We start from the raw sequence: 13,527 nt of genomic DNA on the forward strand, positions 1-13,527 counted from the left end.
GTCGGCTTCCTGGCCCTGCTGACACTTGAGGAGATGATGGGATGATCCCGGGCAACGACAACAATGGCGGGCAGGAGCGCCGCACACTGTGGATCGTCCTGCTGCTGAACGCGGCGATCGCTGCGGGCTTCTTCGTTTCCGGCTTCTTCGCGGACTCGAGCGCGCTGATCGCCAACGGCGTCGACAACCTGTCCGATACGGCTGTGTATGCGCTGAGCCTTGTGGCGCTCACCCGGGGCCAGACATGGAAGACACGCGCCGCGGTCGCTTCGGGCGTCATGCTGCTGATCTTCGCGGGCGGCATCTTGATCGATGTCGGACGGCGCTACGTGCAGGGCAGCGAGCCCATCGGACCTACCATGATGGTCATGTCCGCGATCGCCGGCGTCGTGAATTACCTCTGCCTGCGGCTGCTCCAGCGCCTCAAGGATCCGGACGTCAATCTCCGGGCCGCAACCACCTTCAGCTTCAACGACTTCATTTCCAACGGCGGCATCCTGATCGCCGGCGTGCTGGTGCTGTGGTTGGGTACCAATTGGCCGGACCTGCTGGTCGGCTTCGCCACCGCCATCATCGCCATCAAGGGCGGTGTCGAAATCCTGCGCGACGCGCGCGCCGAAACCAAGAAAAGCGAAAGGAGGTCGTCATGAACGACAAGCTCGAACTCGACATTCCAGTGTTGTTGCCGGACCTTCCTGACGCGGCCGATGCCTGCCTGGACCGTCTCGTATCAACCCTGTCAAAGCGCGAAGGTGTCGAGCGGGCGCATGTGATCTGTCTCGACGGCAACACGCCAGCGGCGCTGTGCATCCATTTCGATGCCGCCAAGCTGCCGCTGCCACGGTTGCGCGAAATGGTGCGCGCCGCAGGTGCCGAAATCACCGAGCGCTACGGCCATGCGATCTGGCAGGTGACGGGGATCAACCACGAACGTCGGGCGCGCACGGTCAGCGATGCGCTGTGCGCCTTGCCCGGCGTGGTCCAGGCAAGCGCCAGCACCAGCGGGTCTGTCCGGGTCGAATATGATCGCCGCGAAACCACCGAAGAGGAGGTGCGCGCTGCGCTTCGCAAGCTGAAGGTGAGGGTGGGCAAGCGGGTCGCTGCCGATGAACATGCCGGCCACGACCACGGCCCCGGGGGCCACGGCGCGGGCGAAGAGAAGCACGGCCCCGGCGATGGCCACGACCATAGCCACGCCGAATTTCTCGGCCCCAATACCGAGCTGATCTTCGCGCTCGCCTGTGGCGCGCTGCTGGGGATCGGCTACGCGATCGAGAGGCTGGTCGCTGGCGCGCCCGAATGGCTGCCGACCGCCTGCTATATCGCAGCCTATTTCTTCGGCGGATTCTTCACGCTGCGCGAGGCGATCGACAACCTCCGGATGAAGAAGTTCGAGATCGACACGCTGATGTTGGTCGCTGCGGCCGGCGCCGCTGCGCTGGGCGCATGGGCCGAAGGTGCGCTGCTGCTGTTCCTGTTCAGCCTCGGCCATGCGCTTGAGCATTATGCAATGGGCCGCGCCAAGAAGGCGATCGAGGCGCTGGCGAAGCTCGCGCCCGAAACCGCGACCGTGCGACGCGGCGGGCAGACCAGCGAAATCCCGGTCGAGCAGATGGTCGTCGGGGACATTGCCATCGTCCGCCCGAACGAGCGCCTGCCTGCCGACGGCTTCGTCATCAAGGGCACCAGCGCGATCAACCAGGCCCCGGTCACGGGTGAAAGCATCCCGGTCGACAAGGTGCCGGTCGCAGATGCCGCAGCGGCACGCGCCAAGCCCGATGCGGTAGACGCGGAAAGCCGGGTCTTTGCCGGTACGATCAACGGCGGCGGTGCGATCGAGATCGAGGTGACGCGCCGTTCCAATGAAAGCGCGCTTGCCAAGGTCGTCAAGATGGTGAGCGAAGCGGAGACGCAAAAGTCGCCGACGCAGCGCTTCACCGACCGGTTCGAGCGGATCTTCGTGCCCGCCGTCCTGATCCTGTCGGTGCTTCTCCTGTTCGCTTGGGTCGTCGTCGACGAGCCGTTCCGCGACAGCTTCTACCGCGCGATGGCGGTGCTGGTGGCGGCAAGCCCTTGCGCGCTCGCGATCGCCACGCCGAGCGCGGTGCTATCGGGCGTCGCCCGCGCAGCGCGCGGCGGCGTGCTGGTGAAGGGCGGTGCGCCGCTCGAAAATCTCGGGTCGCTGAAGGCGATCGCCTTCGACAAGACGGGCACGCTGACCGAAGGTCGGCCGCGCATCACTGATGTCGTGCCGGTCGATGGCGCCGATGAAGGCGAGCTGCTGGCGCTGGCCGTGGCTGTCGAGGCGCTGAGCGATCATCCGCTGGCCCAAGCGATCGTCAAGGACGGTCGCGAACGTCTGGATGGGCGCGCCTTGCCCACTGCCGGCGATCTCAAGAGCCTGACCGGTCGCGGCGTCACCGCAAGCGTCGATGGCGAGACGGTGTGGATCGGCAAGGCGGAGATGTTCGGAACGGAAGGTATTCCGACCCTTGGGCAGGGGGCGCAGGATGCAATTGCGCGCCTGCGCGAGAACGGGCGCACGACGATGGTGGTCCGCAAGGGGGATCGCGACCTGGGCGCGATCGGCCTGATGGACACGCCTCGCGAAGCGGCAAAAACCGCGCTGCGCCGGCTGCACGAGATGGGCGTATCGCGGATGATTATGATCTCCGGCGATCACCAGAAGGTCGCCGAAGCGATCGCCAACGATGTCGGGATCGACGAGGCATGGGGCGATCTCATGCCGGAAGACAAGGTCGCCGCGATCAAGAAGCTTGCCGGCGAAGACAAGGTGGCGATGGTCGGCGATGGCGTGAACGACGCGCCGGCGATGGCGAGCGCAACGGTCGGCATTGCGATGGGTGCAGCCGGCTCGGACGTGGCGCTGGAGACGGCCGACGTGGCGTTGATGGCCGACGATCTGGCGCACCTGCCGTTCGCGGTCGGCCTGAGCCGCCACACGCGCGGGATCATCCGACAGAACGTCTTCGTCAGCCTGGGCGTTGTCGCCTTCCTAGTGCCTGCCACCATCCTCGGCCTCGGCATCGGGCCAGCGGTGGCGGTCCATGAGGGTTCCACGCTGCTCGTCGTCATCAACGCGCTCAGGCTGCTCGCCTACCGCGATCCGGCGGGGAAGGCGGCATGAAGTGGCTGATTGCCTTCGACCTCGACGGCACGCTTGCGGAGAGCAAGCGGCCATTGTCACAGGAGATGGCCGCAACCCTCGCTCGATTGCTTGCCGTCACCGACGTGGCGGTGATCTCGGGCGGTGACTGGCCGCAATTCGAAAAGCAGGTTGCTTCACGCCTTCCTGTGGATGCCGCCCTAGACCGCCTCTGGTTGATGCCGACCACGGGCACAAAGCTCTACCGGTTCATCAATGGCGCTTGGCGCGCTGTCTATGCCGAGTTGTTCGACGACGCGGAGAGGGCGAAGATCCGCACGGCTTTCGATCGGGCGCTCGTCGATGCCGGGATCGCTGATGAACGCATCTGGGGTGAACGGATCGAGGATCGGGGTAGCCAGATCACCTTTTCAGGGCTTGGCCAGGCAGCGCCGCTGAAGGAAAAGGAAGCGTGGGATCCTGACCGAAAGAAGCGCACCGCGTTGCAGGCGACCTTGCGCGCGGCGTTGCCGGACCTCTCGATCAATCTTGGCGGCACGACATCGATCGACGTGACGAGGGCAGGGGTCGACAAAGGCTATGGCCTGAAGCGTCTGAGTGCCGAAAGCGGCGTGCCGCTCGATGCGATGCTGTTCATCGGCGATGCGATTTTCCCCGGCGGGAATGACTATCCTGCTGCTGAAATCGGCCTCGATACGGTGAAGGTGCGCGACGTAGCCGAGACGACTGCCGTCGTGACCGCCATCATCGCATGTCTGCACCGCTAGGATCGCCGATGTTCGCAACCATCGCCTTCCCCGGTGAGACTTTCCCCCATTTCCTCCGATCTGGAGCAATCGCGTAGAACAGGCAGGCCGCTGGAACCTGCTGCACCCGCTGGAGACACCGCGCGTGTCCTTCGTGGCGCAGCAGCTGGGCGGCCGCCCGGGCCCCGTGGTGGCGTCCACCGACTACATGAAGAACTACGCCGAGCAGATCCGCGCCTTCGTCCCCGCAGGGCGCTCCTACACAGTGCTGGGCACCGACGGCTTTGGCCGCAGCGACTTCCGCTACCGCCTGCGCGAGCACTTCGAGGTCAACCGCCACTACATCACCGTGGCCGCGCTGAGCGCCTTGGCCGACGAGGGCAAGCTGCCCAAGGAGAAGGTGGCCGAGGCGATTGCCAAGTACGGCCTCCAGACCGAGAAGATCAACCCCCTGCACGCCTGAAGACCGGGAGACACGACATGGCATTGGTAAACATCCAGGTTCCCGACATCGGCGACTTCGACGAAGTCGGCGTGATCGAGCTGCTGGTCAAGGTGGGCGACACGGTGAAGGCGGAGCAGTCGCTGATCACCGTGGAGTCCGACAAGGCCTCGATGGAAATCCCGTCGAGCCACGCGGGTGTGGTCAAGGAACTCAAGGTCCAGTTGGGCGACAAGGTTAAGCAGGGCAGCGTGATCGCCGTGCTGGAGGCCACGGGCGAAGCCGCTGCTTCTGATGAAAAACCGGCTCCAGCGCCCGCCGCACAAGCGTCGGCAGCTATCGAAACGCAAGCGCCGGTCGCGCCTGCCGCACCCGCCGCCCCTGCTGCGGGTGGTGGCGCGGTTGAGGTGCGTGTGCCCGACATCGGTGACTTCAAGGACGTCGCCGTGATCGAATTGCTGGTCCAGCCCGGCGATGCGGTCAAGGTGGAGCAGTCGCTGTTCACCGTGGAGTCCGACAAGGCCTCGATGGAGATCCCTTCGCCCGCCGCCGGCGTGCTCAAGGAGCTCAAGGTCAAGATCGGCGACAAGATCAACGTGGGCGACCTCGTGGCGGTGCTTGAAGGTGCCGCCCCTGCACCGGCGGTCGCTCCGGCGCAGGCTTCTACACCAGCGGCCGCTTCCGCTTCCGCTCCGGCCGCTGCCGCGCCCGTGGCGGCTCAGGCCTCCGCGCCCGCACCGGCTGCGGCAACGGCAACGGCGCCCGTGCCGGCCCACCAGCCCTCGACGCCCACGCCGGGCCTGCCGCACGCCAGCCCCTCGGTGCGCAAGTTCGCCCGCGAACTGGGTGTGCCGCTGGCGGAGGTCAAGGGCACGGGCATCAAGGGCCGCATCACGCAGGATGACGTGGCGGCCTTCACGCGCCAGGTGATGAGCGGTGCGCTGCAGACCCAGGCGCAGGGCAGCAAGGCGCCCGCTGCGGGTGGCTCTGGGGTGGGCCTGGACCTGCTGCCGTGGCCCAAGGTGGACTTCGCCAAGTTCGGCCCCATCGAGCGCAAGGAGCTGTCGCGCATCAAGAAGATCAGCGGCGCCAACCTGTCGCGCAACTGGGTGATGATTCCCCACGTCACCAACAACGACGAGGCCGACATCACCGAGCTGGAAGCCTTCCGCGTCTCCACCAACAAGGAGAACGAGAAGAGCGGCGTCAAGGTCACCATGCTGGCCTTCGTCATCAAGGCCGTGGTCGCGGCGCTGAAGAAGTTCCCCGAGTTCAACGCCAGCCTGGACGGCGACGCGCTGGTCTACAAGCAGTACTTCCACATCGGCTTTGCGGCCGACACGCCCAACGGCCTGGTGGTGCCCGTGCTGAAAGATGCCGACAAGAAGGGCATCCTGCAGATCAGCGCCGAGATGGCCGAGCTGGCCAAGAAGGCCCGCGACGGCAAGCTGGGTGCGGCCGACATGCAGGGCGGCAGCATGTCGATCAGCTCGCTGGGCGGCATTGGCGGCACGCATTTCACCCCCATCATCAATGCGCCCGAGGTGGCCATCCTCGGCCTGTCCAAGAGCCAGATGAAGCCCGTGTGGGACGGCCAGCAGTTCGTGCCGCGCCTCACGCTGCCGCTGAGCCTGTCGTACGACCACCGCGTGATCGACGGCGCCTCTGCCGCGCGCTTCAACGCCTACCTGGGCCAAGTGTTGGCGGACTACCGCCGCATCCTGCTGTAAGGACGGAGCACAACATATGGCAATCATCGACATCAAGGTGCCCGACATCGGCGACTTCGCCGAGGTGGGCGTGATCGAAGTGCTGGTGCAGCCGGGCGACACCATCCGGGCCGAGCAGAGCCTGGTCACCGTGGAGTCCGACAAGGCCTCCATGGAGATTCCCAGCAGCCACGCCGGCGTGGTCAAGGAGCTCAAGGTCAAGCTGGGCGACAAGGTGGCCGAGGGCTCCGTGCTGCTGACGCTGGAAGTGGCGCAGGGTGCGGCGGCGCCGGCTGCGGCCCCTGCCGCGGCGAGCACACCCAGCGCACCGCCATCTGAGTCAAAACCGGCTCCAGCGCACGCTGTTCAAGCGCCAGCAGCTCCTAAAACCGAAGCAGCCAGCTTCGGCGGCAGTGCCGACGTGGAGTGCGATGTGCTGGTGCTGGGCGGCGGCCCCGGCGGTTACAGCGCCGCCTTCCGCGCGGCCGACCTGGGCCTGAACGTGGTGCTGGTCGAGCGCTACGCCACCCTGGGCGGCGTGTGCCTGAACGTGGGCTGCATTCCCTCCAAGGCGCTGCTGCACGTGGCGGCGGTGATGGACGAGGTGAGCCACCTGAAGAGCGCCGGCATCGACTTCGGCGCGCCGCAGGTCCACATCGACACCCTGCGCGGCCACAAGGAAAAGGTCATCGGCAAGCTGACCGGCGGGCTGGCGCAGATGGCCAAGATGCGCAAGGTGACCGTGCTGCGCGGCTACGGCCACTTCGTCGGCGCCAACCACCTGGAGGTGGAGGAAACCACCGGCACCAGCCAGGACAAGACCGGCGCCAAGAAGGTGGTGGCGTTCAAGCGCGCCATCATCGCCGCCGGCAGCCAGGCCGTGCGCCTGCCGTTCATGCCCGACGATCCGCGCGTGGTGGATTCCACCGGTGCGCTGGCGCTCAAGGACGTGCCCAAACGCATGCTGATCCTGGGCGGCGGCATCATCGGCCTGGAAATGGGCACGGTGTACAGCACGCTGGGCGCGCGCCTGGACGTGGTGGAGATGCTGGACGGCCTGATGCAGGGCGCTGACCGCGACCTGGTCAAGGTGTGGCAGAAGATGAACCAGCACCGTTTCGACAACGTGATGCTGAATACCAAGACCGTGGCCGCCGAGGCCACGCCCGAGGGCATCAAGGTGAGCTTCGCGCCCGCCAAGGACGGCGTCACGGTGCCCGAGCCCCAGGTGTACGACCTGGTGCTGCAGGCCGTGGGCCGCACGCCCAACGGCAAGAAGATCGCCGCCGACAAGGCCGGTGTCGCCGTGACGGACCGCGGCTTCATCAACGTCGACATCCAGATGCGCACCAACGTGCCGCACATCTTCGCCATCGGCGACATCGTGGGCCAGCCCATGCTGGCGCACAAGGCGGTGCACGAGGCGCACGTGGCGGCCGAGGTCATCGCCGGTGAACTGCAGGGCAACAAGGAACTGGCAAGCGCCGCCTTCAACGCCCGCGTGATCCCGAGCGTGGCCTATACCGACCCCGAAGTGGCCTGGGTGGGCCTGACCGAGGATCAGGCCAAGGCGCAGGGCATCAAGGTCAAGAAAGGCCTGTTCCCCTGGGCGGCCAGCGGCCGCGCCATCGCCAACGGCCGCGACGAAGGCTTTACCAAGCTGCTGTTCGACGACAGCCCCGAAGCAGGATCAGGAGACGGCCATGCTGGCCGGGGCCACGGCAAGATCCTGGGCGGCGGCATGGTCGGCACGCATGCGGGCGACATGATCGGCGAGATCGCCCTGGCCATCGAGATGGGCGCCGACGCGGTGGACATCGGCAAGACCATCCACCCGCACCCCACGCTGGGCGAGAGCATCGGCATGGCGGCGGAGATTGCCCACGGCAGTTGCACGGACGTGCCGCCGCAGCGCAGGTAAAGGCCACGGCCGTAGCAAAAAAGGCAGCCTCTGGCTGCCTTTTTTATGCTTTTGATAGTGGCTAGCGCTTGCTGTGCAAGGGCTAGAGGCGTTTTTTGTATGAGGTGCTGGGTTGGCGAGTGTGCGTGGCAGCTCAGGCCTGCACCAGTGCCACGCGGTAGCCCTGGCCCGTCTCGATCACCTGCAGCAGCCGGTCGATGTTGGGATGGCTGCCGGGATGCTGGCGGGCATCGGCGGTGTGTTCGGCGAACAGTTCCAGGCCTTCCTGCGCCGCGGCGACGGTGATGCCGCCGTGCTTGGCGGCCAGCGCGGCGTACACGGTCAGTGAGCCCGTCTTACCCGGCTGGTTGGGAATGGTGGCCACCACCTGGCCGGCGTCGTCCAGCAGTTGCAGGGCTGCCAGGTGGGCAATGGAGGGCAATTGGCGCAGGTTGTCAGCGAAGGTCATGCAAAAGCCTTGAACGGAGCGGATGAAACCGTGACGATAACGTAAAAACCATAGCTGTTAGCGCTGGCACAATCTGCGTTAGAGGGCATTTTGATGCCTGTTTTTCTTTGCGCCCGACCCCACTCATGCAAGCCCTGCTCGACGCCATCGCCACCCTCACTCCGCCCGTTGAGGCCTGCCGCATCTTCCATGGGCGTGGCGGGCGGTTTCCCGGCAGCGAGCAGTGGACGCTGGATGCCTATCCACCCGTGCTGGTGCTCACCAGCTTCGCCCCGGTGACGGACGACGCACTCGCCACCATCGACGGCGCCCTGCGCGCACGCTGGCAGCAGGTGGCGCCAGGGCAGCCGCTGAACTGGGTGTTCCAGCACCGCGGCGAGACGCTGCGCATCGAGGGCCGCAGCGATACGCGGCTGATGGCGGGCGAGGTGCCCGAGCCGCATGTGGTCACCGAGGATGGCGCACGCCTGCGCGTCCAGGTGCTGCGCGGGCAGAACCACGGGTTGTTCCTGGACATGGCCGAAGGGCGTCGCTGGGTGCGCACGCATGTGGCGAACCACCGCGCACGCACCGGACGCGGCGCTCGGGTGCTCAACCTGTTCGCCTATACCTGTGCGTTCTCGGTTGCCGCGCTGCAGGCGGGCGCGGCGGAGGTGGTGAATGTGGACATGAGCCGGGGTGCCATAGCCACCGGGCAGCAGAACCACCAGCTCAACGGGTTGGGCGCCGGTGCCCGCTTTCTGGCGCATGACATCTTCAGCTCGTGGGGCAAGATCACGCGCAGCGGGCCGTACGACCTGGTGATCGTGGATCCGCCGTCCTACCAGAAGGGCAGCTTCGTCGCGACCAAGGACTATGCGCGGCTCATGCGGCGCCTGCCGGAACTGCTGATACCGGGCGGCCACGCCCTGCTGTGCCTGAACGCGCCGGAGCTGGGGATGGAGTTTCTCTGCGAGCAGATGCGAACCCAGGCGCCTTCGCTGGCGTTCGTGGAACGCGTTCCCAACCCGGCGGTGTTCGCCGATGTGGACGAGGAGCGGTCGCTGAAGGTACTGGTTTTCCGGGATACGGCGGCGGTGGGTTGAAGGGGCTCCGCGCGCCACAATGCGGTGGACATCGCTTCCCACCCACCGGTTGAAACGCAGCACATGAACACCCCTCGCATCGGACTGATCGGCGTAGGCCTGATGGGCCACGGCATTGCCATGAATATCGCCCGCAAGGGCTATGCGCTGACGGTGCTGGAGCACCCTGGCAACCAGCCCCTGGATGCATTGCGCGCCCAGGGCGTGGCCAGCGCCGCGTCGGTGCGTGAACTGATGCGACAGGTGCAGGTGCTCATCCTGTGCGTGACGGGATCGCCCCAGGTAGAGGCGGTGCTGCTGGGCGAGGAGGGCGCCCTGGCCGCCCTGCAGCCCGGCACCGTGGTGATCGACTGCTCCACGGCCATTCCCTCGTCCACCGAATCCGTCGCCCGCGCCGTGGCGGCGGCCGGCGGGCGGTTCCTGGATGCGCCGATGACCCGCACCCCCAAGGAGGCCGCCGAGGGCCGGCTGAACCTGCTGGTGGGCGGCGAGGCCGCACTGCTCGACGAAGTGCGCCCGGTGCTGCAGTGCTTTGCCGAGAACATCACGCATACCGGTGCCGTGGGCAGTGGCCACCGCATGAAGCTGCTGCACAACTATGTGTCGCTGGGCAGCGTGGCGCTGATCGCGGAGGCTGCCGCCTGCGCGCTGGCGGCCGACGTGGCGCCGCAGGTGTTCCTGGATGTTCTCGCCAAGGGCGGCGGCGGCGGCGTGGCGCTGGAGCGCCTGCGGCCCTACCTGCTGCAGCAGGACCCCTCCGGGCTGCGCTTCTTCATGTCCAACGCGCTCAAGGACATGGGCTACTACACCGCCATGGCGCACGAAGGCGGCGCGGCCGATGGCATTGCCCAGGCCGTGCACGACACCTTTGCCGCCGCCGTTGCCGAGGGTGGGCCGCAGGCGCTGGTGCCGGAGCTGGTAGCGCTGCTGCGCGCCAAGGGGACGGGTTGATGAAGGTTGGACTTCTGGCGGGGATTCCCTCTTCCCGCCTCCAGTCCTCCCGCCTCCAGCCTCCAGCCTCCAGCCTCCAGCCTGTTGATGCGTGGCGGGGACACCCGCGCGGCCCGCTAGTCTGCCGCGAGCACCTGCGTGATGAAGGTCCACTCCTGGGGCTGCAGCGGCGTGATCGACAACCGGTTGCCTCGCTGCAGTACGCGCATCGACGCCAACTCGGGATGGGCGCGCAGTTCCGCCAGGCCAATGAGCCGTGTCTTGCGCACGGCTTGCACGTCCCGCAGCAGCCACCGGGGTTTCTCAAGGGGTGACTTGGGGTCGTAGTAAGGGGATTCAGGGTCGAACTGTGTGGGATCGGGGCGTACGCCCGAGGCTATGCGTGCAATGCCGGCGATACCGGGTGCAGGGCAGCTTGAGTGGTAGAAGAGCACGCCATCCCCCACTTGCATCTCGTCGCGCATGAAGTTGCGCGCCTGGTAATTGCGCACGCCGGTCCACGGCACGGTGGCGCCCGGGGCGCCCAATGCATCGTCAATGGAGCATTCGTCGGGCTCCGATTTCATGAGCCAAAAGCGCGTAGTGGGTGTGGTCATGGCTGGAAGGACTCAGGACACCTGTGTGGCTTGCACACCGTCACCCCATGTGCATGCACTGAAAACGCTGGCCCGTGCGTAGCTACTTACCGCAATTACTAGAGCAGTGCCGGACAGGGTGCCGGCCCCGGTCTCAGTTGGCGGCCGGAGCGCGCGCGGAAATGGCCATGGCGGCGGCGTCTTCGTCCGTCGTCACACGCCGTGCACCGTTGAAGCGCCGCTGCCAGTAGGAAGCGCCCATGTCTTCCACGCGCACCTGCGCACCGGAGCGCGGGGCATGGATGAACTTGCCGTCGCCCACGTAGATGCCCACGTGGCTGAACGCGCGGCGCATGGTGTTGAAGAACACCAGGTCGCCGGGCTGCAGGTCTTTTTTGTCGATGACTTCGGTGGCGGCGGCCTGCTCGTTGGCGCGGCGTGGAAGCACCATGCCCTTGGCCTGCTCGTAGATGGCGCGCACGAAGCCGCTGCAATCAAAACCCGTCTCGGCACTGCTGCCACCCCGGCGGTATGGCACACCGATGAAGCCCATGGCGGTGGAAATCAGGGAGGAGGTGCGGTCTGCCACGTTGTGCTGAACGTCCTGCAACTGGACGAGCAGGCTGCGGTCAATGCTGACTGCAGGGGTGGCGGCTGCCCGCTCCACCTCGGGGGAGGGAGCGGCGTAGGCATTCGAGCAAAGCAGCAGCAGCAGGCACAACCGACGAAACATGGGGCGCGAGGGTACCACGGCATGACGGGAAATCTGCCGACAAGTGATAGTAAATAGTTGATTTACGTGGATTTTCATGAACGTGCCCGCGGCGATAGGCAACGTCTTGCTGGGTTTTGCCCGGTGATGGGGTGAAGTGCCTCCGCATACCTGCCACTCACCATCTCGGGAAAGTGCTTCTACTTTGATAGCGGTTCATGTTTGGTGAACAGGGCCCAACATCGTTTTGACGGATATGACCAGCGCATTAGTCCGCAAACGGGCCCCAATGGCACACTTTGGCCTTCTTTTCTGAGCCCGACATGGGCGATTTCATGACGCGTGGACCTGTTTCCCCCACTTCGCGCCAGCCGCTGCTGTGGGTGGTCGCGCTGGGCTTCTTCATGCAGACGCTGGACGCCACCATCGTCAACACGGCCTTGCCGGCCATGGCGCGCGACCTGGGCGAGAGCCCGCTGCAGATGCACTCGGTGATCGTGGCGTATTCGCTGGCCATGGCGGTGCTGATTCCGGCGTCGGGCTGGCTGGCGGACCGTTTCGGCACGCGGCGGGTGTTCATGTCGGCGATCGCGTTGTTCGTGCTCGGCTCGGTGTTGTGCGCGCTGTCGTCCACGCTGCCGCTGCTGGTGGGTGCACGCGTGGTCCAGGGGCTGGGCGGTGCGCTGCTGCTGCCCGTGGGGCGGCTGGCGGTGCTGCGGGCGTTTCCGCGCGACGAGTTCATCCGCGCCATGAGCTTCGTGGCGATTCCCGGGTTGGTGGGGCCGCTGATCGGGCCGACCCTGGGCGGCTGGATGGTGGAGTACGCCTCCTGGCATTGGATCTTCTGGGTCAATGTGCCCGTGGGGCTGGTGGGCTTGATGGCCGCGCGGCGCTTCATGGCGGCGGGAGAGGTGCTGGCCGTGCGTGGATTCGACGCCGTGGGTTATGGCCTGCTGGCCTTTGGCATGGCGGCCGTGTCGCTGGCGGTGGAGGGCATGGCCGGCGGTGGTGCGCGCAGCGCGTCGTCGCTGGTGATGATGATCTTTGGCCTGGCCAGTCTGGCGGCCTACTGGCTGCATGCGCTGCGCAGCGATGCGCCGCTGTTTGTGCCGGGGTTGTTTGCGGTGCGCACGCTGCGTGTGGGGCTGCTGGGCAACCTGTTTTCGCGGCTGGGCAGCTCGTGCATGCCCTTCATGATCCCGCTGGTGCTGCAGGTCAGCCTGGGCTACGCACCCCTGCAGGCGGGCATGATGATGCTGCCCACGGTGCTGGGCAGCATGGCCGTGAAACCTGCGGTCACCTTCATGGTGCGGCGCTGGGGCTATCGCGAGGTGCTGGTGGTCAATACCTGCGCGCTGGCGTTGCTCATCGCCAGCTTCTGCCTGATCACGCCCGGCCAGCCCCCGTGGCTGCTGATGGTGCAGCTGGCGGCGTTTGGCGGCGTGAACTCCATGCAGTTCTCGGCCATGAACACGGTCACGCTCAAGGACCTGGACACAGGTCATGCCAGCAGCGGCAACAGCCTGCTGTCCATGGTGCAGATGCTGGCCATGGGCATGGGGGTGGCGGCTGCCGGGGCGGTGCTGGCGAGCTTCCAGGGCTACTTTGGCGCCGCAGATGCGCAGGACACGCTCCACGCGTTTCGCGCCACGTTTGCCTGCATGGGTGTGCTGACGCTGGCGGCCACGGCGCTGTTCCTGCAGTTGCCGCCGCACGAGCCGCCGCGCCCCCATCCCCTGGGCCCCGAGGAGCAGAGCTGAACCGGGACTCGTCAGTCTCTTGTGCTATTGTTATAAGAGCTGTTGGCGCTT

At 66.4% G+C, this 13,527-nt stretch carries 11 protein-coding genes and 1 pseudogene; 9 read left to right on the top strand and 3 right to left on the bottom strand.

Features of this window, described 5'->3' with window-relative positions:
* The first annotated feature begins 41 nt into the window (after positions 1 to 41).
* From K2L43_RS09145 to lpdA, 6 genes and pseudogenes are all read left to right on the top strand, one after another.
* Positions 42 to 650 carry a cation transporter gene (locus K2L43_RS09145; protein ID WP_004212885.1) on the top strand — a complete coding sequence of 203 codons (609 nt, stop codon included), beginning with the start codon at positions 42 to 44 and terminating at the stop codon, positions 648 to 650.
* Positions 647 to 3,148: a heavy metal translocating P-type ATPase gene (locus K2L43_RS09150; protein WP_220638920.1), complete on the top strand. Its 2,502-nt coding sequence runs from the start codon at positions 647 to 649 to the stop codon at positions 3,146 to 3,148. Before K2L43_RS09145 ends, K2L43_RS09150 begins: the two co-directional genes overlap by 4 nt.
* Positions 3,145 to 3,894, top strand: a complete 750-nt coding sequence (locus K2L43_RS09155; protein ID WP_220638921.1) for an HAD-IIB family hydrolase — start codon at positions 3,145 to 3,147, stop codon at positions 3,892 to 3,894. Before K2L43_RS09150 ends, K2L43_RS09155 begins: the two co-directional genes overlap by 4 nt.
* A 76-nt stretch (positions 3,895 to 3,970) precedes the next feature.
* Positions 3,971 to 4,336 (top strand): annotated as a pseudogene (gene aceE / locus K2L43_RS09160) (pyruvate dehydrogenase (acetyl-transferring), homodimeric type); the annotation flags it as partial.
* Positions 4,337 to 4,353: 17 nt separating this feature from the next.
* On the top strand, positions 4,354 to 6,045 hold the full coding sequence (gene aceF, locus K2L43_RS09165) for a dihydrolipoyllysine-residue acetyltransferase (protein WP_220638922.1): 1,692 nt from the start codon (positions 4,354 to 4,356) through the stop codon (positions 6,043 to 6,045).
* Between the two features lie 16 nt (positions 6,046 to 6,061).
* On the top strand, positions 6,062 to 7,945 hold the full coding sequence (gene lpdA, locus K2L43_RS09170; RefSeq protein ID WP_220638923.1) for a dihydrolipoyl dehydrogenase: 1,884 nt from the start codon (positions 6,062 to 6,064) through the stop codon (positions 7,943 to 7,945).
* A gap of 133 nt (positions 7,946 to 8,078) precedes the next feature.
* Here lpdA and K2L43_RS09175 read toward each other — a convergent pair whose 3' ends face one another.
* Positions 8,079 to 8,393 carry a DUF2322 family protein gene (locus tag K2L43_RS09175; RefSeq protein WP_011805338.1) on the bottom strand — a complete coding sequence of 105 codons (315 nt, stop codon included), beginning with the start codon at positions 8,391 to 8,393 and terminating at the stop codon, positions 8,079 to 8,081.
* A 125-nt stretch (positions 8,394 to 8,518) separates the two neighbouring features.
* On the opposite strand from K2L43_RS09175, the gene K2L43_RS09180 reads away from it, so the two are divergent.
* Both K2L43_RS09180 and K2L43_RS09185 read left to right on the top strand, forming a co-directional pair.
* Positions 8,519 to 9,478, top strand: a complete 960-nt coding sequence (locus K2L43_RS09180; RefSeq protein ID WP_220638924.1) for a class I SAM-dependent methyltransferase — start codon at positions 8,519 to 8,521, stop codon at positions 9,476 to 9,478.
* A gap of 63 nt (positions 9,479 to 9,541) precedes the next feature.
* Positions 9,542 to 10,429 carry an NAD(P)-dependent oxidoreductase gene (locus K2L43_RS09185; RefSeq protein ID WP_220638925.1) on the top strand — a complete coding sequence of 296 codons (888 nt, stop codon included), beginning with the start codon at positions 9,542 to 9,544 and terminating at the stop codon, positions 10,427 to 10,429.
* 116 nt (positions 10,430 to 10,545) lie between these two features.
* On the opposite strand, the gene K2L43_RS09190 is transcribed toward K2L43_RS09185, so the two are convergent.
* On the bottom strand, positions 10,546 to 11,025 hold the full coding sequence (locus K2L43_RS09190; RefSeq protein ID WP_015913211.1) for an EVE domain-containing protein: 480 nt from the start codon (positions 11,023 to 11,025) through the stop codon (positions 10,546 to 10,548).
* Positions 11,026 to 11,158: 133 nt separating this feature from the next.
* The gene (locus tag K2L43_RS09195) at positions 11,159 to 11,737 is read right to left on the bottom strand and encodes a C40 family peptidase (protein ID WP_011805334.1); all 579 of its coding nucleotides are present in this window, start codon (positions 11,735 to 11,737) and stop codon (positions 11,159 to 11,161) included.
* Between the two features lie 302 nt (positions 11,738 to 12,039).
* Between K2L43_RS09195 and mdtD the strand changes: the two genes are divergently transcribed.
* Positions 12,040 to 13,476 carry a multidrug transporter subunit MdtD gene (gene mdtD / locus K2L43_RS09200; RefSeq protein WP_220638926.1) on the top strand — a complete coding sequence of 479 codons (1,437 nt, stop codon included), beginning with the start codon at positions 12,040 to 12,042 and terminating at the stop codon, positions 13,474 to 13,476.
* Positions 13,477 to 13,527: the final 51 nt, after the last annotated feature.

It is taken from the genome of Diaphorobacter sp. MNS-0 (assembly GCF_019602835.1).
Classification (GTDB): Bacteria; Pseudomonadota; Gammaproteobacteria; order Burkholderiales; family Burkholderiaceae_C; genus Diaphorobacter; species Diaphorobacter nitroreducens.